Annotated in this window: 22 protein-coding genes; 16 read left to right on the top strand and 6 right to left on the bottom strand. The window is 62.9% G+C overall.

Annotated elements, in window-relative coordinates; all coding sequences use genetic code 11:
- Positions 1 to 255 precede the first annotated feature (255 nt).
- The 7 genes from NIBR502773_RS02875 to NIBR502773_RS02845 all read left to right on the top strand — a co-directional run bounded on the left by NIBR502773_RS02875 (position 256) and on the right by NIBR502773_RS02845 (position 7,215).
- Positions 256 to 1,275, top strand: a complete 1,020-nt coding sequence (locus NIBR502773_RS02875; protein WP_141155329.1) for a LacI family DNA-binding transcriptional regulator — start codon at positions 256 to 258, stop codon at positions 1,273 to 1,275.
- Positions 1,259 to 2,263, top strand: coding sequence for an ABC transporter substrate-binding protein (locus NIBR502773_RS02870; protein WP_065941842.1), 1,005 nt, complete (start codon positions 1,259 to 1,261; stop codon positions 2,261 to 2,263). Before NIBR502773_RS02875 ends, NIBR502773_RS02870 begins: the two co-directional genes overlap by 17 nt.
- On the top strand, positions 2,264 to 3,082 hold the full coding sequence (locus NIBR502773_RS02865; protein ID WP_141155328.1) for an iron ABC transporter permease: 819 nt from the start codon (positions 2,264 to 2,266) through the stop codon (positions 3,080 to 3,082).
- Positions 3,079 to 3,873 (top strand): ABC transporter permease, encoded by a 795-nt coding sequence (locus tag NIBR502773_RS02860; RefSeq protein ID WP_065924597.1) that lies wholly within the window; start codon positions 3,079 to 3,081, stop codon positions 3,871 to 3,873. The genes NIBR502773_RS02865 and NIBR502773_RS02860 overlap by 4 nt, the downstream gene beginning before the upstream one ends.
- A complete protein-coding gene (locus tag NIBR502773_RS02855; RefSeq protein ID WP_141155327.1) occupies positions 3,870 to 4,901 on the top strand; it encodes an ABC transporter ATP-binding protein in 1,032 nt (343 codons plus the stop codon). Before NIBR502773_RS02860 ends, NIBR502773_RS02855 begins: the two co-directional genes overlap by 4 nt.
- A gap of 10 nt (positions 4,902 to 4,911) precedes the next feature.
- Positions 4,912 to 5,745, top strand: a complete 834-nt coding sequence (locus NIBR502773_RS02850; protein ID WP_115486313.1) for a phosphodiesterase — start codon at positions 4,912 to 4,914, stop codon at positions 5,743 to 5,745.
- 150 nt (positions 5,746 to 5,895) lie between these two features.
- Positions 5,896 to 7,215 (top strand): OprD family porin, encoded by a 1,320-nt coding sequence (locus tag NIBR502773_RS02845; RefSeq protein WP_141155326.1) that lies wholly within the window; start codon positions 5,896 to 5,898, stop codon positions 7,213 to 7,215.
- Between the two features lie 86 nt (positions 7,216 to 7,301).
- Here the strand turns inward: NIBR502773_RS02845 and NIBR502773_RS02840 are convergent, their stop codons facing one another.
- Entirely contained in the window at positions 7,302 to 8,945 is a 1,644-nt protein-coding gene (locus NIBR502773_RS02840) for a sensor domain-containing diguanylate cyclase (protein WP_141155325.1), read from the bottom strand.
- Between the two features lie 193 nt (positions 8,946 to 9,138).
- Between NIBR502773_RS02840 and metE the strand changes: the two genes are divergently transcribed.
- Positions 9,139 to 11,427 (top strand): 5-methyltetrahydropteroyltriglutamate--homocysteine S-methyltransferase, encoded by a 2,289-nt coding sequence (metE, locus tag NIBR502773_RS02835; protein WP_141155324.1) that lies wholly within the window; start codon positions 9,139 to 9,141, stop codon positions 11,425 to 11,427.
- A 71-nt stretch (positions 11,428 to 11,498) separates the two neighbouring features.
- Here metE and NIBR502773_RS02830 read toward each other — a convergent pair whose 3' ends face one another.
- Entirely contained in the window at positions 11,499 to 12,653 is a 1,155-nt protein-coding gene (locus NIBR502773_RS02830) for a DUF1624 domain-containing protein (protein WP_141155323.1), read from the bottom strand.
- A gap of 120 nt (positions 12,654 to 12,773) precedes the next feature.
- Between NIBR502773_RS02830 and NIBR502773_RS02825 the strand changes: the two genes are divergently transcribed.
- From NIBR502773_RS02825 to NIBR502773_RS02805, 5 genes are all read left to right on the top strand, one after another.
- Positions 12,774 to 13,310 carry a DUF924 family protein gene (locus tag NIBR502773_RS02825; protein WP_115488940.1) on the top strand — a complete coding sequence of 179 codons (537 nt, stop codon included), beginning with the start codon at positions 12,774 to 12,776 and terminating at the stop codon, positions 13,308 to 13,310.
- 96 nt (positions 13,311 to 13,406) lie between these two features.
- Entirely contained in the window at positions 13,407 to 14,039 is a 633-nt protein-coding gene (gene yfcF / locus NIBR502773_RS02820) for a glutathione transferase (protein WP_141155322.1), read from the top strand.
- Positions 14,040 to 14,150: 111 nt separating this feature from the next.
- Positions 14,151 to 14,882, top strand: a complete 732-nt coding sequence (locus NIBR502773_RS02815; RefSeq protein WP_141155321.1) for a GntR family transcriptional regulator — start codon at positions 14,151 to 14,153, stop codon at positions 14,880 to 14,882.
- Positions 14,883 to 14,979: 97 nt separating this feature from the next.
- Positions 14,980 to 16,260, top strand: coding sequence for an MFS transporter (locus tag NIBR502773_RS02810; protein ID WP_141155320.1), 1,281 nt, complete (start codon positions 14,980 to 14,982; stop codon positions 16,258 to 16,260).
- A gap of 28 nt (positions 16,261 to 16,288) precedes the next feature.
- Positions 16,289 to 17,128, top strand: a complete 840-nt coding sequence (locus tag NIBR502773_RS02805) for an amidohydrolase (RefSeq protein ID WP_141155319.1) — start codon at positions 16,289 to 16,291, stop codon at positions 17,126 to 17,128.
- On the opposite strand, the gene NIBR502773_RS02800 is transcribed toward NIBR502773_RS02805, so the two are convergent.
- Complete coding sequence (locus tag NIBR502773_RS02800) at positions 17,105 to 17,368, bottom strand: hypothetical protein (protein WP_141155318.1); 264 nt, start codon at positions 17,366 to 17,368, stop codon at positions 17,105 to 17,107. The two genes, NIBR502773_RS02805 and NIBR502773_RS02800, sit on opposite strands and share 24 nt — an antisense overlap.
- Before the next feature lie 132 nt (positions 17,369 to 17,500).
- On the opposite strand from NIBR502773_RS02800, the gene NIBR502773_RS02795 reads away from it, so the two are divergent.
- Both NIBR502773_RS02795 and NIBR502773_RS02790 read left to right on the top strand, forming a co-directional pair.
- Entirely contained in the window at positions 17,501 to 18,145 is a 645-nt protein-coding gene (locus tag NIBR502773_RS02795; protein ID WP_141155317.1) for an ATPase, read from the top strand.
- A 34-nt stretch (positions 18,146 to 18,179) separates the two neighbouring features.
- Positions 18,180 to 18,512 carry a hypothetical protein gene (locus NIBR502773_RS02790; protein WP_141155316.1) on the top strand — a complete coding sequence of 111 codons (333 nt, stop codon included), beginning with the start codon at positions 18,180 to 18,182 and terminating at the stop codon, positions 18,510 to 18,512.
- 50 nt (positions 18,513 to 18,562) lie between these two features.
- Here NIBR502773_RS02790 and NIBR502773_RS02785 read toward each other — a convergent pair whose 3' ends face one another.
- Both NIBR502773_RS02785 and NIBR502773_RS02780 read right to left on the bottom strand, forming a co-directional pair.
- Complete coding sequence (locus tag NIBR502773_RS02785) at positions 18,563 to 19,309, bottom strand: creatininase family protein (RefSeq protein ID WP_141155315.1); 747 nt, start codon at positions 19,307 to 19,309, stop codon at positions 18,563 to 18,565.
- 30 nt (positions 19,310 to 19,339) lie between these two features.
- Entirely contained in the window at positions 19,340 to 20,053 is a 714-nt protein-coding gene (locus tag NIBR502773_RS02780) for a murein L,D-transpeptidase catalytic domain family protein (RefSeq protein ID WP_065941854.1), read from the bottom strand.
- Positions 20,054 to 20,092: 39 nt separating this feature from the next.
- On the opposite strand from NIBR502773_RS02780, the gene NIBR502773_RS02775 reads away from it, so the two are divergent.
- Positions 20,093 to 21,694, top strand: a complete 1,602-nt coding sequence (locus NIBR502773_RS02775) for a murein L,D-transpeptidase (protein ID WP_141155314.1) — start codon at positions 20,093 to 20,095, stop codon at positions 21,692 to 21,694.
- Here NIBR502773_RS02775 and NIBR502773_RS02770 read toward each other — a convergent pair.
- A complete protein-coding gene (locus NIBR502773_RS02770; RefSeq protein ID WP_141155313.1) occupies positions 21,691 to 22,194 on the bottom strand; it encodes an AAA family ATPase in 504 nt (167 codons plus the stop codon). The two genes, NIBR502773_RS02775 and NIBR502773_RS02770, sit on opposite strands and share 4 nt — an antisense overlap.
- Between the last annotated feature and the right edge of the window lie 58 nt (positions 22,195 to 22,252).

The raw sequence follows: 22,252 nt of genomic DNA, 5'->3' as shown, positions 1-22,252 counted from the left end.
GCGGCGGTGCCTGCCAAAAAAGGACACGCATTGTGCCCGCACTTGGATCGAATCGAAAGGTTAGTGGGCGGATTTTGCTGCGCCGGTTTTTCAAGCATAGGCCCGGAGTATGACTATCTAAGGATATGCCCCCTCCCACATTTGGCCCCAGGTACCTTTGCTGCACTGCCATCAAACCGTCATCTGCCCACCACCTTCCTGCCACATTCCGCCGTTACTGTCCTCGCCAATGAGATCGATCTCAAGCGAGTGACCATGACTGATTTGAAAGACGTCGCGCGACTGGCCGGCGTTTCCCGCGCGACCGCCGCTCGTACCTTTGCCTCCCCCGACCAGGTGCGCCCGGCGACCCGTGAGCAGGTGTTCGCCGCCGCCCGTGAGTTGGGCTTTCGGCCCAACCTGCTCGGCCGCCAATTGCGCCTGCAAACCACCCAGTTGATCGGCGTGGTGGTGCCCAACCTGCTCAACCCGGTGTTCGCCGAACAGTTCCAGGCCATGGAGCGTGCCGCGCGGTTGCGTGGCTACAGCCTGGTGCTGGCGACCACCGACTACAGCAGCGAGCGCGAGTGCATCGTAGTGGAAGAACTGCTGCGCCAGCGCGTCGATGGCCTGGTGCTGACGGTCACCGATGCCGAAAGCAACAGCGTGCTCAGCAGCCTGAATACCGAACGGACGCCGTTCGTGCTGGCCTATCACCAACCGAGCAATCCCAACTACAGCGCCGTGTCGGTGGACAACCGCGCCGGCATGGCCTTGGCCACGCGCTACCTGCTGGAGGCCGGTCATCGACGCATCAGCATGGTCGCCGGCCCCGCCTTGCAGTCCGACCGCGCACGCCTGCGCTATGCCGGTTACTGCGACGCGATGAAGGCATACGGTCTCAAAAGCCGCGCGGTGATCGAAATGCCCGCCCATACCCAGGCTGAGTTCGCTGCCATCCAGCCGTACCTCAACGGCCCCGACGCCCCCAGCGCGCTGGTGTGCTCCAACGATTTCCTCGCGATCAGCCTGATCGCCGAGCTGCGCCGCAACGCCTGGAATGTACCTGGGCAACTGTCGGTGATGGGCTTCGACGGCATTGCCCTCGGCACCCAGATGCACCCAACCCTGTGCAGCGTGGTGCAGCCCATCGCGCTGCTGGCCAGCACGGTGATTGACCAACTGCTGGCGCAGATCGCCGGCAACGATCCCATTTCCCATTGCCTGCCTTGCCATATCCGGCCGGGCGAAAGTACCCAACCCTTTGAGGAGTTCCTTGATGCGCGCATTCAGTAAAACCCTGGCCGCCGTGCTGCTCTGCGGCGTGGCCAGCCTGGCCCAGGCCGCCGACACCGCGATTTGCTACAACTGCCCGCCGGACTGGGCCGACTGGGGCACCCAGCTCAAGGCCATCGCCGCCAGCACCGGTGTGCAGGTGCCGCTGGACAACAAGAACTCCGGCCAGTCCCTGGCGCAACTGGTGGCCGAAAAGGCCGCGCCCGTCGCCGACGTGGTGTATTACGGCGTGACCTTCGGCTTGCAGGCGCAAAAGGCCGGCGTGGTCGAGGGTTACAAGCCCAAGGGCTGGGAACAGATCCCCGCCGGGTTGAAAGACCCCGCCGGCCAGTGGTTTGCGATCCACTCCGGCACCCTGGGCATCATGGTCAACGTCGATGCATTGGGTGGCCTGCCGGTGCCGCAAAGCTGGGCCGACCTGCTCAAGCCGCAATACAAAGGCATGGTCGGCTACCTGGACCCGTCCAGCGCCTTCGTCGGTTACGTCTCTGCCGTGGCGATCAACCGCGCAATGGGCGGCGACCTGGACAACTTCGCCCCGGCCATCGATTACTTCCAGAAGCTGGCGAAAAACGCCCCCATCGTGCCCAAGCAGACCGCCTATGCGCGGGTGCTGTCCGGCGAGTTGCCGATCCTGGTGGACTACGACTTCAACGCCTACCGCGCCCGCTACAAAGACAACGCCAACGTCGCCTTCGTGATCCCCAAGGAAGGCAGCATCAGCGTGCCCTATGTGATGAGCCTGGTGGCCAACGCGCCGCACCGCGCCAATGGCGAGAAGGTGCTGGACTTCGTATTGTCGGACCAAGGCCAGGCCCTCTGGGCCAAGGCTTACTTGCGCCCGGTGCGCCCGGTGACCATGCCGGCCGACGTCGCCGCGCAGTTCCTGCCCGACAGCGATTACGCCCGCGCCGGTGTGGTGGACTATCAGAAAATGGCCGCTGTGCAGGAAGCCTTCGCCGCCCGTTACCTGAACGAGGTCAAGTAAGTGGCTGCATCGGCAAAACAGACGGCCTGGGCGCTGGCCCCGGCCTTTGCAGTGCTGTTCGCGTTCTGGCTGCTGCCGCTGGCGCACTTGATGGTGCTCGGCGCCGACAGCCGCGACAGCCACGGCAGCGGCTATTGGCAGGTGCTCAGTAGCGCGCAGTACCTGGGTAGCCTGGCGCAGACCTGCGTGCTGGCGATCGTGGTGACGTTCACCGCGTTGTTGATCGGTGGCATCAGTGGGGTGTTCCTCGCGCGCCAGCAGTTTTTCGGGCGTTCGGCGTTGGTGGCGTTGCTCACGTTTCCCCTGGCGTTTCCCGGGGTGGTGGTGGGCTTCCTGGTGATCCTGCTGGCCGGGCGCCAGGGGTTGCTGGCGTCCCTGGGCCTGCAATTGGCCGGTGAGCGCTGGATCTTTGCCTACTCGCTGGCCGGGCTGTTTGTCGGCTACCTGTACTTCTCGATTCCGCGGGTGATCCTCACGGTGATGGCCGCGTGCGAAAGCCTCGACCGCAGCCTGGAAGAAGCCGCGCATTCGCTGGGAGCAGGGCACTGGCGGGTGGTGTGCGACGTGATCGTGCCGGGCCTGGCGCCGGCGTTGGCGTCCTGCGGCGCGATCTGCTTCGCCACGTCCATGGGCGCCTTCGGCACCGCGTTCACCTTGGGCACGCGCCTGAATGTAACGCCGGTGGCGATCTACAATGTGTTTACCAACTACGCCAATTTTGCCGTCGCCGCCGCGTTGTCGGTGGTGCTCGGCGCGGTGACCTGGGCGGTGCTGTTGCTCACGCGACGCCTGGTGAAAAATGCGGGGACAGTCTTGTGAAACGCTCATCGCTGTTTGTGATGCAACTGCTGTTCACTTTGCTGGTGTGTGCCTTCATGTTGGTGCCGGTGCTGATGTCGTTGCTGGCCGGGTTGACGCGCAATTTTTTCGTCGGCCTGTCCAGTGGCCTGACCTTCGACTGGTTGATCCAGGTCTGGCAGGCCTATTCGCCCACCGTATGGCTGTCGTTGCAATTGGCCCTGGCGTGCGCGGTGTGTGTCTGCGTGATCGGCGTGCCGGCGGCGTATGCGCTGGTGCGCATGAACAACCGCTTCAGCCGTGCCTTCGAAGAGCTGATGGTGCTGCCGGTGGCGATGCCGGGGCTGGCCAGTGCGCTGGCGTTGCTGCTCACCTACGGCCAGTTCGGCACGTTTCGCAGCAGTTGGCTGTTCATCCTGGTCGGCCATGTGTTGTTCACCTTGCCGTTCCTGGTACGTCCAGTGATGGCGGTGATGCAACGCCAGCAACTGCCTGTGCTGGAAGAGGCGGCGGCCAGCCTGGGCGCCGGGCCGATCAAGCGCTTTTTCAGCGTGGTGGTGCCCAACTGCCGGGCGGGGATTCTGGCGGGCGTGCTGATGGTGGTGACCTTGTCGTTGGGCGAATTCAACCTGACCTGGATGCTCCACACACCGATGACCAAGACATTGCCCGTGGGCCTGGCCGACAGCTACGCCTCGGCGCGCCTGGAAATCGCCAGCGCCTACACCCTTATCTTTTTGCTGATGATCGTGCCGCTGCTGATTGCGTTGCAGGCCATCAGTGCTCGTTTGTCCCGTGGAGAGCGTCGATGACCGCTATCACTATCCGCCTGCAAGGCTGTCGCAAGGCGTTCGCCGACGGCACCGTGGCCGTGCATGACCTGAACCTGACCGTCGAAGGCGGTGAAACCCTGGCGATCCTCGGCCCGTCCGGCTGCGGCAAGACCACCACCTTGCGCCTGATTGCCGGCCTGGAACGCCCGGATGTGGGCCAGGTTTTTTTCGGCAGCGACGACGTCACCCGCCTGCCCATCGAGCGCCGCGACGTGGGCATGGTGTTCCAGAACTATGCGCTGTTTCCCAACCTCGATGTGGCCGGCAATATCGTCTACGGCTTGAAGATTCGCGGCATGTCGGTGGTGGAGCGCAATAAGCGCTGCGACGAATTGCTGGAGCTGGTGGGCCTGCAACAGCATGGCAAGCGCAGCATCCACGAATTGTCCGGTGGCCAGCGTCAACGCGTGGCCCTGGCCCGTGCCCTGGCGCCGCGCCCTAAAGTGCTGTTGCTGGACGAACCGCTGGCGGCCCTGGATGCGCAATTGCGCGAGCGCCTGCGCAGCGAGCTGAATGAACTGCTGTGCGGCCTCGGTATCACTTCGGTATTTGTCACCCACGACCAGGGCGAAGCCATGGCCCTGGGCGATCGTATCCTGGTGATGGAGCACGGCCGCGTCGCGCAACTGGCCAGCCCACGGGAGATCTACCAAAAGCCGGCGAATGCCTTCGTCGCCGGTTTTGTCGGCAACCTCAATGCCTTTGCCGTCACCTCGCGAACGGCCCATGGCCTGAAAGTCTGCGGCGGCGAGTTGCCGTGGCAGGCCGCCAACGTGCCCAACACGGTGTACTGCCGCCCCGAACACCTGCGGGTGATGGAGAGCGAAGGGCACTTGCACGGCCATCTATTGGCGCAGTTTTTCCAGGGCGCCCAAAGCCGCCTGCTGGTGGACGTGGGCGGCCCGCAACCGTTGCTGGTGGACAGCAGCGACAACCACCTGTACGCCGTCGGCGCGCCGATTGCCCTGGCGATTGCGCCGCACATGTTGTTCACCCTGAATGCGTGAGAGTTTGCTTGTGAATCGTCCGTTTCTTGTTGCGCAAATCAGCGACCTGCACCTTAAAGCCGGCCAGCGCCTGACGTATGGGGTGGTCGATACCCTGGGCGCGCTGCGCCGTGCCGTCGACCATTTGAACGCCAGCCAGCCCCGGCCCGATATCGTGGTGGTCAGCGGTGACCTGGTGGACTTCGGCCGCGCCGATGAATACGCCGTGCTGCACCCCGAACTCGCGCGCCTGCACATGCCGTGCTACCTGGTGCCGGGCAACCACGACACACGCGGTCCGTTGCTCGAGGCATTCCGTGATCACGCCTACTTGCCTTTGTCGGCAGAGGGGCCGTTGGACTGGGTGGTGGACGAGCATCCGCTGCGTTTGATCGGCCTGGACTCGACTATCCCGGGTGGGCACGGCGGCCAGCTACTGGACAGCCAATTGCACTGGTTGGACGCGCAACTGGCACGACGCCCGGACGCGCCGACGTTGCTGATCCTGCACCATCCACCGTTTATCAGCGGCATCGGCCATATGGACCGTGAACCCTTTATCAATGCCGCCGCATTGGAAAAAGTCGTGTCTCGCCACCCGCAAGTGGAACGCCTGCTGTGCGGGCACCTGCACCGACCGATGCAACGACGCTTTGGCGGCAGCCTGAGTTGTGTGTGCCCCGGTACTTCCCATCAGATTGTGCTGGACCTGCAGGACGCCGCGCCCGCGCATTTCAACCTGGAACCGGCGGGGTATCTGTTGCATCGCTGGGATGCGCAACAGGGCCTGATCAGCCACAACGGCGTGTTCGGGGATTACCCGGGGCCGTACCCGTTTTATGACGCTCATGGATTGATTGACTGAGGTTTACGGAGGTTTCACTTCACTCAACTCGCTAACAACTAAGCAACTGAATCACCGTTAACGCCCCGGCCAACGTCACGTTTGGCCGACGGCATCCTGCTGCCCATTTTTTGCGCCCGGAACCTGGATTCCGCGCCGGAGTTCGTCCTGATGAAAGCCACGTTGAATGTATTAAGTGTATTGACCGGCGGCCTGGGCATTGCCCTGAGCCCCTTGGCGTCTGCTGACTTTCTGAGCGACAGCAAAGCCAACTTGAGCATGCGTAACTTCTACTTCAATAACGACAACCGCGACGGCACGGCGGCACCGTCGAAGACCGAAGAGTGGGGCCAGGCCTTTATCCTCAACTACCAGTCGGGCTTCACCGACGGCACCGTCGGTTTTGGCCTGGACGCCATCGGCATGCTCAGCGTGACCCTTGACAGCAGCGCCGCGCGCCATGTCGGCAGCTCGATGATCCCCACCGAAGACGGCAAGGCCACGGATAACTGGGCCCGTGGTGGCGCGACGGCCAAGGCACGCTTTGCCAAGACCGAAGCGCGCTACGGCTACCTGCGCCCGAACCTGCCGATCCTGGTGAGCAACGACGGCCGCCTGTTGCCGCAGTCGTTCGAAGGCGGGCAGGTCACCAGCAAGGACATCGACAACCTGACCCTGGTCGGCGGCCAGCTTGAGCACGCCACCGGTCGCGGCTCCAGCGACCGCAGTGGCCTGGCAGCGGCGGGCGGTACCCGGGAGAGCAATAAATTTACCTACGCCGGCGCGGACTACCAACTGACCAAGGACCTGATGGTCCAGTACTACTACGCCAACCTCGAAGACTATTACCAACAGCATTTCGCCGGGTTGATCCACGTACTGCCGCTGGGCGAATACGGCTCATTGAAAACCGACCTGCGCTACTTCAATACCCGCTCCGACGGCAAAAACAGCAGCGTCGCCGGCCGTGCTGAAGGCTACAAGTTGGGCGGCTATACCAAGAACGGCAACGGTGAAATCGACAACAACACCTGGAGCGCCGCGTTCATCTACTCCCTCGGCCCGCACGCGATCACCGCCGGCTACCAGCAAGTCTCGGACGACAGCAACTTCGCCCAACTCAACCAGGGCGGCCTGGTGAACAAAGGCGAGGGCGGTGCCAGCCTGTACCTCTACACCGACCGTACCGTGCAGACCTTCATCCAGGCCGGCGAGCGCACCGCCTTTGCCCAGTACGCCTACGACTTCGCGTCGCTGGGTGTACCCGGCCTGAAGGCCTCGGTGATGTACCTCAAGGGCGAGCACATCCTCACCACCAGCGGCAACGACGCCAGCGAGTGGGAGCGGGACATCTCGTTGGATTACGTGGTGCAGAGCGGCACGTTCAAGAACGTCGGGTTCGGCTGGCGGAACGGCGTGTCACGCAGTGAAGTGGCGCGGGACCAGGACCAGAATCGGGTGTTTGTGAGTTACTCGATTCCGTTGATGTAAGAGCCAGGCAGTAACCGCCCCCGCCACCTGTGGCGAGGGCGCTTGCTCCCGTTGGGCTGCGAAGCGGCCCCAAAAGACCGTGGTGCTCACGCCACCCGATTCCTCCCCGCGCCCTTGGCCTCATACAAGCGCATGTCCGCGCGCTTGAGCAATGCCAGGGAGTCGCGGTCAGAAGGCTCGGCCACGCCCACGCCGATACTCACGGTCAGGCGACCCACGCTTGGAAAGACTGCCGCCTCGACAGCCACACGGATCTTTTCGGCGACCACGTCAGGGCTGTCCGGCTCTTCGACTTCCGGCAGAAGCACGGCGAACTCTTCTCCGCCATAACGGGCAACGAAGTCGGTGGCGCGCGTAGTGCTTTCTATCAGCACCGCAAGTTGGCACAGCACATCATCGCCAACGGCATGGCCGTAGGTATCGTTGACGCGCTTGAAATAGTCGGCGTCGATCAGCAGTAGGGCGAAGGTGCGGCCGGTACGTTGGAACAGCAGGCTGTTCTCGGCGAGTTTTTCATCGAAGCGGCGCCGGTTGAACACGCCGGTGAGGGCGTCGTGGGTGGCCAGCTTGAGCAGGTCGGCGTTGGCCTGGGTGAGGTCGGCGGTGCGTTGCGCCACGGTGGCTTCCAGGGAGGCGTTGGCGTCTTGCAGTTCACGTTCCTTGGCGAGCAGCGATTGCGTCATGCCGGTGAGCGATTGCCCCAGTTGGGCAATCTCCAGCACCGGGTGTTCCTGGGGGAAGACCGCGCCGGGCTGATGGTCCTGCACCTGTTTGGCGGACTTGGCCAGTCGCTCGATGGGACGGCTGAGGGAGGAGGCGAGGTAATACGCGGCCACTACAAAGCTGATGGCTGTGAGCAGGCCGAGCACGAGCAATTTGTACAGCAGGCTGTGCGCCGGTTGCAGGGCTACGTCCAACGGCTGGCGCACCATGATGTACCAGTTCATCCTGGCATTGGATGGGCTTGGGACGGCGACGGAGGCGGTGACGTAGCCGTTGTCTGTGAACCAGCCGGTTGACGGGACCAGCTTGTCTTTAGGCATCTGCTCACCGGCGAGGGCTTCGGGGTAAAGCACCTTGCCATCGAAGTCGACAATCAAGGCCTCGATATCGGGGAGGGCGTCTTTTTGCGTCACGGCGGACGCGACAATCTGCGTCACCCAGCGCCAGTGGGCATGGGCGCCCAGCACGCCAATCGTGTCGCCGCTGGCATTGCGAATCGGCGCGGCAAAGTCAATAAAGCGCAGCGGCTCGCCATTCGCCGCACCCGGCAGCAGTTTGGCCAGCAGCACTGCCTCGTGGGGATCGCCGGTGTACTCACCGCGCAGGCCGGCCTGGAACCAGGGGCGTTGCTGCACCGATTGATTGACCAGCAGCCCATTGACCGCCTGGCGCACACGCCCGTCGGCGTCGGCAACCCCCATCCACGCGTACTCGGCGCGCGATTGGGTGCGCAGTTCCATCAAGGACAGGATGTCCGGCGCATCCAGGTCGCCACGGCGAAACAGCGGGGCCTTGCTGAGCAAGGACACTTCCAACTGCCGTTCGCGCAATTGCACCGCCAGCAGCGCCGCCGTCGAGCGCGCAGTGCTCAACAGCGTATTGGCGCTGGCCTGTTTCATCTGCTCGGTGGCGATATGCCCCACATAGAAACCCACGCTCAACAAAATGAGCAGCGACAACCCGGCAAACCATAGGGTGAGGTGACTACGCAGGCTGGCTTTGATCATGGGGGCTCATTTGAATGGTTGTTTGGGGCCATGGTATGCGTAACAGATGGGGCGCGACCAGCAATGGGTTGATTGAATCAGTGCAGGTAACATGAGTGGATCTTGTGATCATCTGGAATAAAATGAGTTTGTCTCACTATGCTCGTGTGTCGACAATGGCTGCCATTGAATACCTACAGTGGAGTTGTAAGTCATGGCAGTCGCTCATTCCCTCGGATTTCCGCGCATTGGACGCGATCGTGAACTGAAAAAAGCGCAGGAAGCGTTCTGGAAGGGCGAGTTGGACGAAGCCGGCCTGCGGGCCGTCGGCCGCGAACTGCGCAAGGCCCATTGGGACCTGCAAAAACAGGCCGGTATCGAGTTGCTGCCCGTCGGTGATTTCGCTTGGTACGACCAGGTGCTGACCCACTCGCTGATGTTCGGCGTGATCCCGGAGCGTTTTCGCCCGGCCGATGGCCAGGCCACCCTCGACACCCTGTTCGGCATGGCCCGTGGCGTCAGCGACAGTTGCTGCGGCGGAACCCACGCCCAGGAAATGACCAAATGGTTCGATACCAACTACCACTACCTGGTGCCTGAATTCAGCGCCGACCAGCAATTCCACCTGGGTTGGGAGCAGCTGTTCGAAGAAGTCCAGGAGGCCCGCGACCTGGGCTACACCGTCAAGCCGGTGGTGATCGGCCCGCTGACCTACCTGTGGCTGGGCAAGGCCAAGGGGGCTGATTTCGACAAGCTCGACCTGCTTGAGCGCCTGCTGCCGTTGTACGGCCAGATCTTCCAGCGCCTGGCCGACCTCGGCGTGGAATGGGTGCAGATCGACGAGCCGATCCTGGTCCTCGACCTGCCGCAGGCATGGAAAAACGCCTTCGAGCGTGCCTATAACCTGATCCAGCGCGACCCGCTGAAAAAGCTGGTGGCGACCTACTTCGGCGGCCTGGAAGAGAATCTTGGCCTGGCCGCGAACCTGCCGGTGGATGGCCTGCACATCGACCTGGTGCGCGCGCCGGAGCAGTACCCGATCATTCTCGACCGCCTACCGGCGTACAAGGTGCTGTCCCTGGGCGTGGTCAACGGCCGTAACGTCTGGCGTTGTGACCTGGAAAACGCCCTGGCCACCTTGCAGCACGCCCATGAAAAACTCGGTGATCGTCTGTGGGTGGCGCCATCCTGCTCGCTGCTGCACAGCCCGGTGGACCTGGGCCGTGAAGACCAGTTGGATGCCGAGCTGAAAAGCTGGCTGGCATTCGCCGTGCAAAAATGCGCTGAAGTTGCGGTGCTGGCGCAAGCCGTCAACCAGCCTGAAGCGCCCAATGTCCTCACTGCCCTGGCCGAAAGCCGCGCCGTGCAGGCGGCCCGCGCGGCCTCGCCGCGTATCCACAAGCCTGCGGTACAAGCGCGTGTAGCGGCGATTACCCGTCAGGACAGCCAGCGTAAGTCGCCGTTTACCCAGCGTATCGAGAAACAACGTGCGGGCCTGAACCTGCCGCTGTTCCCGACCACCACCATCGGTTCGTTCCCGCAGACCGCGTCGATCCGCCTGGCGCGGCAGTCCTACAAGCAGGGCAAGTTGAGCCAGGCCGAATACGTCGAAGCCATGCACAGCGAGATTCGTCACGCCGTCGAGGTGCAGGAAAACCTCGGCCTGGATGTGCTGGTGCACGGTGAAGCTGAGCGTAACGACATGGTCGAGTACTTCGCCGAGCAACTGGATGGCTACGTATTTACCCGCTTCGGCTGGGTGCAGAGCTACGGTTCGCGTTGCGTGAAACCGGCGGTGATCTTCGGCGACCTGAGCCGCCCGAAGGCGATGACGGTGGAGTGGATCCGCTACGCCCAAGGCCTGACCCGCAAGGTGATGAAGGGCATGCTGACGGGACCTGTGACCATGCTGATGTGGTCGTTCCCCCGCGAAGACGTGAGCCGCGAAGTGCAGGCGCGGCAACTGGCCCTGGCGATTCGCGACGAAGTGGTCGACCTGGAAGCTGCTGGCATCCAGATCGTGCAGATCGACGAAGCCGCGTTCCGTGAAGGCTTGCCGTTGCGCCAGGCGCACTGGCAGCACTACCTGGACTGGGCCACCGAAGTGTTCCGCCTGTGCGCCTCGGGTGTGCGCGATGAAACCCAGATCCACACGCACATGTGCTACAGCGAATTCAACGATGTGATCGAGTCCATCGCCGCCATGGATGCCGACGTGATCACCATCGAGACCTCGCGCTCGGACATGGAGTTGCTGGACGCGTTCGAAGCCTTCGCGTACCCCAATGACATTGGCCCAGGCGTCTACGACATCCACTCACCACGGGTGCCGGATGCCTCGGAAATGGCCAACCTGTTGCGCAAGGCGGCGAAACGGATTCCTGCCCAGCGCCTGTGGGTGAACCCGGATTGCGGGTTGAAGACACGCGGTTGGCCGGAGACGGAGGCGGCGTTGATTCACATGGTCACCGCGGCTCGCCAGCTACGGGCCGAGTTGGCTTAACCCCGTAAAAAATGTGGAAGGGGCGGTGCGACGATTCGACTTGCCCCCTCCCACATTTAGTCCATGCCGGGTCAGAGGTATTTGAGCCAGGCCAGGTCGCGGCGGCGGGCCTTGAGCCCGGCGAACCAGCGCACCGGCGGGTAGAGCGCCAGGGGCAACACCAGCGCCACCAGCCACACCGCACCGATACTCTCGAAGCCAAAGTAGTTGCCCTGGTTCAGGCCAAGCAGCGCGACACAGGCGACATACAGCACTTTCAGCACATAAAGGTGCAACAGGTAAAAGAACATCGGCACGGATCCAAACACCGCCAACACGCCGATCCAGCGTCGATGCCCCGCGCGTTCAAACGCCAGCAACAGCAACAGTCCAATGCCCAGGGTCAACGCCAGGAACAGCAGCGAAGGCGGGTACTTGGTGACATTGAAAAAGCTCATCAGCGTCTGCACGCCGTTGTCATATGCCTGCCAGGGTTTCTCGCCGTAGCCATTGAGCCCACGCAACAGCACAAACCCCAGCAACGCACCCAAGCCGCCGAGCAGCAAATACCGCTGGCGCACGGCGGGCAGTGTGGCATTGGCAAACCACGGTCCCAGGCCGTAACCCAGGGCAATCACGCCGATCCACGGCAGTACCGGGTAGGTCGTGCGCAGGCGCAGGCTGTCGGACACGTCAATCCAACTGCGTTCATGCAGGATCGTCCACGGAATATGCAGCGCCGAGCCTGGGTCGAAGTGCAGGCCATCCAGCAGGTTGTGCCCGCCGATGATCACCAGCGCCAGCACGATCAACAGCGGGCGCGGCAACCACACCAGGGCGGCGAGGGCGAGCATGCTGATGCCAATCGCCCAGATCACCTGCAGATAGATCACGCTGGGCGGCAACTGGAAGGTCCAGGCGAAGTTGACCAGGGTGAACTCCAGCACCACCAGGAACAACCCGCGCTTGAACAGGAACGCCGACACATCGCGGCGGCCCTGGTATTTCTGGCTGTATAAAAATGCTGATAACCCCGTGAGCAGCACAAACACCGGCGCGCACAGGTGGGCGAGGGTGCGGCTGATAAACAGCGCGGGCTCGGTGCTGTCGATGCTCATCGGGTCGCTGACTTGCCGATGCAGCAGGAAGGTTTCGCGCACGTGGTCGAGCAGCATGAACAGGATCACCAGGCCGCGCAGGGCGTCGATGGAGAGCAGGCGTTGGCGCAGGGGAACGGCATCGGTCATGGGCGGAATCACAGGGCAGGGCGGAAAATTGGCGTTATCCTATAACATTAATCAACGTGTTGCCCTCCGTTGATCCCGCTTCTGATACCGTCAGTGAACTCACATCCGGAGACCCTGAGCATGAGCACCCCTCAAACCGTCATCGACTTCTGGCGGCACGCCGGCCCCAAACGCTGGTTCGCCAAGGACGATGGGTTCGACGCCACCTTCCGCGACACCTTCCACGCCACCCACCTGCAAGCCGCCCGGCGCGAGCTGGAAAGCTGGCTGGATTCGGCCGAAGGCGCCTTGGCCTTATTGATCCTGCTCGACCAATACCCACGCAACGCCTTTCGCGGCACCGCGCACATGTTCGCCACCGACCCGCTGGCGCGCCTGTACGCCCAGCGCATGGTGGACGCCGGGCTCGACCAGCAGGTGGAGCCGGCATTGCGCGCGTTCTGTTATTTGCCGTTCGAACACTCGGAAGACCCAAAGGACCAGCAACGCTCCCTGACCCTCAATCAGCAACTGGATGCCAACACTTACCGCTGGGCCAAGGAACACGCGCAGATCATCGAGCGCTTCGGGCGTTTTCCCCATCGCAATGCGGTGCTGGCCAGGGTCACCACGGATGAAGAGCGCGCCTTTCTGGACAAGGGCGGGTTTGCCGGTTAACCCGCTATTCCGCCCGGGAATGCCCCCATAAAAACCGCGCATTGTCTTTCTCGGCGCGCATCTCGTAGCGTAGGGCTTCACCCAAGGAGCCCCGTTATGAACCAGCCTCCGTTGCGCCTCTACGTTGATTCGCTCTACACCAGCCCGTACGCGATGTCGGTGTTCGTCACCCTGCGGGAAAAAGGCCTGGCCTTCGACCTGGTCACCCTGGATCTGCATGCCGGGCAAAACCAGACGGCTGATTTTGCCCGGCTGTCCGTGACCCAGCGGGTGCCGACCCTGGTGGAAGGCGATTTTGCCTTGTCGGAATCCTCCGCGATTACCGAATACCTGGACCAGGCCTACCCCGAGATCAGCGTGTACCCGGCCGATCCAAAACAGCGGGCGAGGGCGCGACAGGTACAGGCGTGGCTGCGCAGTGACTTGCTGCCGATCCGCCAGGAACGCTCGACGATGGTGGTGTTCTACGGGCAGAAGATGCCCCCACTGACCGCCGTGGCTGAAGCGGCTGCTGCCAAGTTGATCAGTGCGTCGCAAGCGTTGCTGGCGGGTAATCCGCCGTACTTGTTCGGTGAGTGGTGCATTGCTGACGTGGACTTGGCGGTGATGCTCAATCGTCTGATTCTTAACGGTGACAGCGTGCCCGCCGAGCTGGTGGCCTACGCGCAACGCCAGTGGAGCCGGCCGTCGGTCCAGGCGTGGGTCAACCTGCAACGTCCTGCGCTGTAACCCGACCACTCATCATCCCTGTGCGGTGGCGCCCTTGACAGGCGTCACCCGCAGGGCAAATACTCTCGCCATATTCATATATATGACTAAATAACAAAGTGAATGTGGCCCATGAATACGCTCTCCAGTGATGCCCGCCTGCCGCTTTATCAACGCCTGCGCGACCATCTGGTCGAACAGATCGCCAATAATCGCTGGCGCCCCGGCGAAGCCATTCCCACCGAAGCGGTGCTGTCCGCCGAATACGAGCTGTCTACCGGCACCGTGCGCAAGGCGGTGGATGCGTTGGTGAGCGAGGGCATTCTTGAACGCCAGCAGGGCCGTGGCACCTTTGTGCGCCGCCCGCAATTCCAATCCTCGCTGTTTCGATTCTTTCGTTTTCAAGGCCCCTCGGGCGAGCGCCAGGTGCCGGAAAGCCGCATCCTGACGGTCGAGTCCGTGGCCGCGCCGTCGGCGGTCAGCGAGGCATTGGGCCTGGCGCCCGAGGCCGAGGTGATTCGTATCATGCGTACCCGTCTGCTGGACGTGCAGCCGTTGCTGGCCGAAGAGATCTGGCTACCGCGCACACGCTTCCAGGCGTTGCTCGACCTCGATTGGTCCCAGCAGGGCCCGTTGCTCTACCCGGTGTATGAGAGTGTCTGCGGGCAAATGGTGGCCTCGGCCGAGGAAACCCTCACCGCCGAATCCGTCAACGCGGTGTACGCGCGCTTGCTGCAGGTTCCGGTCAACAGCCCGGTGGTGGTGATCGAGCGTCTAGCGCGTGATTACGCCGGCCAGCCGCTGGAGTGGCGACGTTCCCGTGGGCACGCCGAGCACTTCCGCTACCGCGTGGATATTCGCTGACGGCGCACCCGCACCTTTAACTGTTTGCCCACACTGGCCCTGCAACGGCGCGGTTCGCGCGCGGCTGCCCGGCGTTTGACCTATAAGGATAAAAATCATGTTCAGCTGGTATCGCCAAGTCACTCCTCGGGAGCGCAAGACATTCTGGGCCTGCTTCGGCGGGTGGTCCCTCGACGCACTGGAAGTGCAAATGTTCGGCCTGGCGATTCCGGCCTTGATTGCCGCGTTCGCCTTGAGCAAGGGCGATGCGGGGCTGATCAGCGCCGTTACGCTGATCACCTCGGCCATCGGCGGTTGGGTCGGCGGCACGTTGTCCGACCGCTACGGCCGGGTGCGCACCTTGCAGTGGATGATCCTGTGGTTTTCGTTTTTCACCTTTCTGTCGGCGTTTGTCACCGGTTTCCACCAGTTGTTGATCGTCAAGGCGCTGCAAGGCTTCGGCATCGGTGGTGAATGGGCGGCGGGCGCAGTGTTGATGGCCGAGACCATCAATCCCAAGTATCGTGGCAAAGTCATGGGCACCGTGCAGAGCGCGTGGGCCGTGGGTTGGGGCGCGGCGGTCGGCATCTTTGCGCTGATCTATTCGTTTGTGCCGCAGGACATGGCGTGGCGCGTGATGTTTGTGGTGGGCTTGCTGCCGTCGTTCCTGATCATCTGGGTACGCCGCAACGTTGAAGAGCCCGACAGTTTTCAGCGTCTGCAAAAGGAACAGGCGATCCCGCAGAGTTTCTTCAAGTCCCTGGCGGGGATCTTCCGCCCCGAGTTGATCCGCGTCACGCTGTTCGGCGGCCTGCTAGGCCTGGGTGCGCACGGTGGTTACCACGCGGTGATGACCTGGCTGCCGACCTTCCTCAAGACCGAGCGCAACCTGTCGGTGCTCAACTCCGGCGGGTACCTAGCGGTGATCATCTTTGCCTTCTGGTGTGGCTGTGTGGTCAGTGGGCTGCTGATCGATCGCATCGGCCGGCGCAAGAATATCGTGTTGTTCGCCCTGTGCTGCGTGATCACCGTGCAGGCCTACGTGTTCCTGCCGCTGAGCAACACCCAGATGCTGTTCCTCGGCTTTCCGCTGGGCTTCTTTGCCGCCGGTATCCCGGCCAGCCTGGGCGCGCTGTTCAACGAGCTGTACCCGGCAGACGTGCGCGGCGCCGGTGTGGGTTTTTGCTATAACTTCGGGCGCGTGCTGTCGGCGGTGTTCCCGTTCCTGGTGGGGCATATGAGTGATTCGATGTCCCTGGGCTCGGCCATCGGCATTGATGCGGGGATCGCCTATGGTGTCGCCGTGATCGCCGCGCTGTGCCTGCCGGAAACCCGTGGCCGGGTGTTGGAAGCAGCGCCGGTCAACAGCGTCACGACCGGCCAGCGCGCCCAGGCCTGATACCCCTTACGGATGAAAGATGACCTCCATGCTTGATCACCGCTCCACGCCCATCACGGGCATCGACGCCCACGCCCACGTGTTCAGCCAGGCGCTGACCCTGGCCGGCGAGCGCCGCTACACCCCCGGGTACGACGCCACGCTGGCCGACTACCTCACGCACTTGCACGCCAATGGCCTGAGCCACGGCGTGCTGGTGCAGCCCAGTTTCCTCGGCACCGACAACCGCTACCTGCTGGCGGCCTTGCAACAGGCGCCTGCCCAGTTGCGCGGAGTGGTGGTCGTGGCGCCGGACATCGGCCGCGACGCCTTGCAGGCCATGGCCCGCCAGGGCGTGGTAGGCGTGCGCTTGAACCTGGTCGGCAGGGCGCTGCCGGATTTTGCCGCGCACGGCTGGAAGGTGTTCTTTGCGCAGATCGCCGAGCTGGGCTGGCATGTGGAACTGCACCGCGAGGTGGATGACTTGCCACACCTGGTGCGGCAATTGATCCCATTCGGAATCAAGCTGGTGATCGACCATTTCGGACGGCCTGATGCACGGCTGGGCGTCGATCAGCCTGCCTTTGTCGAGTTGCTCGAGTTGGGCCTCAGCGGCCATCTATGGCTGAAAGTCTCGGGCATCTATCGCCTGGCCGGCACCCCGGTGCAGAACCTGGCGTTTGCCCGCCAGGCCATGCCCTTGCTGCAACAGAGCTTCGGCCTGCGCCGGCTGGTGTGGGGCAGTGACTGGCCGCATACCCAGCACGAAACGTCCATCCATTACGCCAGTGTGGTGGAGCAACGTCAGACCCTGGGCTGTTCGCAGCAGGTTGAGCAGGCGTTGCTGATCGACACCCCAAGCCGGTTATTCGGCTTCCACCGTCCGTAGCCACGCCTGTTCCACGCGCCGGTCCAGGTCTTCCCAATCGGCCATGCCCAGCACTCGCGTGGTGTTCAAACCACGCAGGTAGCCGCGCAACTGCTGGGCACTGGCGTGCACCTGGTCGGCCTCCGACGCCTCATCCAGCAGTACCTGTTCATAGTCGAGCAGGTAATCGGCGACCCGTTCGCGAAACTCCGGCAAGACGGCTTCGCGGATGCGGTCGAAGGTTTTCTGGTGGGGCTTCATGGCGTGGTCCTTATAGGTTTTATGTGAGCACTATCGGTTCAGATAATAGTCACCATCATGCAACGCAAGTTCTGTTTTTTCAGGAAAAGCGCAAAATCGCCTGCATCGAGACGCTGTTCAAGGAAATGCGCGATGAGGACGTTGATTCAGCTGGGTTTAATGATGCTGATGCTGGGCACTGTGATCGTCAACAACGCAGCGATCGCTGATGAGTTGCGTGCAGGCCATTTGCTACCTATCGTCGGTAGCGTAGACTCCCTGCAGCATGCGCAATCGGTGGGTGTGTTGTTAAGCGATAACACCCGCGACAACCTCAGCTACCTCGAACGCTACCACGACATGGCCTTGAACGGCGCCAGGGATGCCCTTGACGCACGTATCCGCGAGGCGTTCGTCAACAGCTCCGACCCGGAACTGGCCATTGATTGGTTGATGGGCTCGCTGCAGGGAACCTTTTTGTCGGTGACGGTCTACGACAACCTGGATGCCCTGGTGCAGGCTCGCCCCGATGTGGTGGTGATGCTCGATACCCATAACCAATTGCTGACCCAGCGCAACGATCAGGTCGAAGCGCGTTTTATCGCACGGTTTTATGACGCGAACCTGCAATACATCGCCAAGGCCGAAGGCTTGGTGCGCAGGCAGGTGCCCTCGGTGTGGGTGCACGACAAGGCCGCACCGGAGATTGCCGCGCGGATCGAGCAGCAGCGGGATGTGCAGCTCGATGCGCTGAAGCAGTTCGATGCCTCGCTCAAGGCGCTGGTTCGCGCGGGTTGATGTGAACCTTTATTTTTAGACTCAGGATTTTTTCATGCGCTCTTTTTTCGTACCGGTCGCGACCCTGTTGCTGGCTGGTTGTGTTTCCGCCCCCAATAATCCGACCTTGACCCTGCAAACCGGCAAGAGCCCGGAAGCCTATGTGCAATGCCTGCTTCCCAAGCTGGAAAAGCACGGGATCACGTCGACGGTGACCCAGAACTCGCGCCACGCCAAGCTGGTGTTGACCAGCAAGATTGCCGCCGATGACGTGCTGGAGGTCTACAAGGCGGGGGACGGCGGCAAGGTGTTTTTGTACGAGCGCAAGCCGCTGGCGTCGACCATTACGCCGTCGCGGCTTGAACAGGTGGCGCAGGACTGCAGATAACCAATGTGGGAGGGGGCAAGCCCCCTCCCACATTTGAATCTGCATAAGGCCTAAGGTCTGGCTTCGTTGCTGAAGCTGTTGACTGTCTTGACCAGCCCTTGAGCCGCCAGCGCCACCAACTCCCCACCTTTCTCCACCGTCGCCAGCGCCGGGTCCGAGCCCATGCGCCCGTCGGGGAAGCGGGCGCGGAAGTCCAGGGCCTCACGGATCGGCCCGGTGTTGGCGATCTGCGGGGAGTAGTCGGCCGATTTGATCGCGTGCGGGTACGCCCACTGCGTCACCGCGATTTCCGAAGGCGTCGCATGGCTGCCATGGCCCACCGGGAATTGGCGGTGCGCCAGGTCAGTGACGCCTTCCAGGTCCCACCAGTTCACCAGCTTCAACGCAAACCCGGCAGGGCGGCGGCCGAAGCTCGCCTCGGCGTACAGCTCGGAAAACGCCGCTTCAATCGTGGCGATATTGCCGCCGTGACCGTTCAGAAACAGGATCTTGTCGAAGCCATGCCCGGCCAGCGAGCGCACCCAGTCGCCAATCGCAGCGATAAAGGTGGAAGGGCGCAGGGAAATGGTGCCGGGGAAACCCAGGTGGTGCTGGGCCATGCCGATATTGAAGGTCGGGCCGATGAGGATGTCGGCGTTCTTTTGCGCCTCATGGGCGATGATTTCCGGGCACATCCAGTCGGTGCCCAGCAGGCCGGTGGGGCCGTGTTGTTCGTTGGAGCCGATGGGGATCACCACCGTGCGGCTGCGTTCCAGGAACTGCCCGATCTCGATCCAGGTCGATTGATGTAGAAGCATGCGAAGCTCTCTTTTATCTGTGGGGACAGGCTAACCGCCACGGATTGTACGACTACTCGCCACCTGCTGGGGTTTGCAATTGAGGTACGTCGAGGACTTCAACCAGCGTTGGTCGGGGTACCACGAAAACATGAACTGCCCATCCTTGAGCTTGTCCACCACCTGGCGTGCCACCTGCGGGCGCACGGCCGGGCAACCCTGGCTGCGGCCGATGCGGCCTTCGCGCTTGCTCCACAAGGGGCTGACGTAGTCGGCGGCGTGAATCACGATGGCGCGGTCGCGGGCCTGGTCGTTGAACCCCGGCTCCAGGCCGTCCATGCGCAGCGAGTAGCCATGGGTGCCGAGGTAGCTTTCCTGGGTGCGGAACAGGCCCAGGCTGGATTGGTGGCTGCCTTCAAGGTTGGAGAATTGGGTGGCGAAGTTTTCCCCGGACTTTGCGCCGTGGGCCACCAGGTCGCGCAGCACCAGGGTTTTCTTGCGCAGGTCGAAGATCCACAGCCGACGGGCGGTTGAAGGTTGGGAATAGTCAATCACGGCCAGGCGCTCGGAGCGTTCTTCGCCATTATTGACGGCGCATTGCACGGCGTTCAGGGCGCTTTTCAGTACCGTGGGATTGAGTTCTGGAGCCGAGCGCGCCAGGCTGCTATACAAGGAAGGAGGGTTGCCATTGGCAGCGAGCGTAATATTGCTCAGTAAAGCCAGGCCCACGGTGACCAAACCGAGGCGGCATATAAAAGTCAGCATCTACAGTACATCCCCCCACTGTGGATTGGAGCAAAGCTATTGTTCAAAAAACACGCATGTTACTTGAGCATTTGCCTGCTCGTTGCACCATTGGTCGCCACAGCCGACGTGCTGCCGGTCGAGCCATTGCCGGTCACCACGCCGGCGCCGGTCGAACTGGCCCCGCTGCAACAGGCGCTGGCGCAACTGTCCAGTGTCTGTCCCGGCCTTGCGGCGCAGATAGACGGCGCCGCGCAATTGCGTCTGCAAGCGTTCTACCAGCAGCAGGGGAATGGGCCGCAGTGGTCCGCCAACGATCGCCGCGAGGCACTGCACGCCCAATTGCAGCTGCTCGCCGATGACGGGCTGGACCCCACCCACTATAGTCTGCCTGCGGCGGATGCCACGGCCAATGTGCTGTGCAGCGACATCGACATCAGCCAGCACTACCTGCAAGCCCTGCAGGAACTGCATTACGGGCGCCTGCAGCAATCGCGCTTCGAACCGCTGTGGCATTCGCAGCCGCCCACCCGCGACCCCGACACCGAAGTGCTGGCCCTCGCGGCCCTCGGCCTGCAAAACATGGCGCAAGCCTTTGACCAGGCGCGCCCCAGCGCCGATCTGTACCGCAGTCTGCGCAACGCCTATTCCACGGTGCGCCTGCAACCCTTGCCCCATTGGGATCCGGTCGGCAGCGGCCCGTTATTGCGTCCCGGCATGGACGACCCACGCGTCCCGGAACTGGCCCGTCGGCTCCACAGCGGTGGCTACCTGCCCGTGGAGCCCAGGGGCGCGGGCAAACAATACGGTCCGGAACTGGTCGCGGCGGTGAAGGCCTTCCAGCTCAGCCACTCCCTGCAATCGGACGGCGTGATCGGCGCCGGCACCGTGGCCGAACTCAATATCAGCCCGGCCATGCGCCGCGAACAACTGCGTATCAACCTCGAGCGTTTCCGCTGGCTGGCCCAGGACCTGGAGCCCGAAGGTGTACTGGTCAATGTGGCCGCCGCGCAACTGAGCGTGTACCAGAGCGGCATCCCGGTGTGGCAGACCCGCCTGCAAGTGGGCCGCGCCGAACGCCAGACGCCGCTGCTCAAGTCACGCATCACCCGGCTGACCCTCAACCCCACCTGGACCATCCCGCCCACCATCATGCGCGAGGACAAACTCCCGGCCATCCGCCTCAACCCCGAATACCTGCGCCAGCAGAACCTGCAAGTGCTCGACGCCGAAGGCCACCCGCTGGCGCCGGAAAATATCGACTGGGCGCGCCCCGGCAATATCCTCCTGCGCCAGGAAGCCGGCCCGCGCAACCCGCTGGGCAAGATCGTGATGCGCTTTCCCAACCCGTACTCGGTGTACCTGCACGACACCCCCAGCCAACCGCTGTTCACCAAAGGCCCACGGGCGTTCAGCTCCGGTTGCGTGAGGGTTGAACAACCGCTGCTGCTGCGCGACCTGCTGGTCAGCCCGGCCGAACGCGCGCGCACCGATGAACTGCTGGCCACCGGCGTGACCCATGAATTCCGGCTGGCCACCCCGGTGCCGGTGCTGCTGGGCTACTGGACAGTGCAGGTCGACGGCCAGGGTGACCTGGTGTATGCGCCGGATATTTATGGGCGCGACCTGGTGTTGATGAAGGCGATGGGGAGTGTGCTCTAGGGCATTGCCGTGTGGGCAACGATTGACGCGACGGCCTCGGTAGCTGTCACGGAGGCCGTGTCCAGGGTCAACACGGGTTGGCCCCAGCGCTCGTATTCGTGCGTCGATACCGACTGCCAAGTCGGCGGCGTCAACCCAGGAATGTCGCCCGTACGGGCTTCCACCCGGCGCCGGTGTTCCTGTGCGTCTGTACACACCACCTGAATATTGACCAGCGCCACGTCTGCCGTCGCGGCCGTCGCTGCCCAGGCTGCCCGACTTTCCTGGACCGGATTCACGCAATCGGCGACGACCCTATGGCCCAACTGCAAGTTACTCAGCGCCAGCGCATTCGCCACGCCGTAGCCGCTGGCACCCACATCACCCGCCAATACGCCAGCGTTGCGAATCGCCTGTTCGATCACATCGATGCGCAGGTAAACCGCACCGGTCTGGCGCGCCAACTCGCGGGCAATCGTGGTTTTGCCGGTGCCGGGCAGGCCGCTGAAGACGATAAGCATGCTTGACTCTCGATAAGGTTGGGTCGGTTCAGGGTATCCTCCAGTTCCCCCACCGGTC

Origin of the sequence: Pseudomonas sp. NIBRBAC000502773 (genome assembly GCF_006517195.1) — a bacterium.
GTDB classification, from domain to species: Bacteria; Pseudomonadota; Gammaproteobacteria; order Pseudomonadales; family Pseudomonadaceae; genus Aquipseudomonas; species Aquipseudomonas marginalis.
This window is presented reverse-complemented; position numbering and strand designations above follow the sequence as displayed.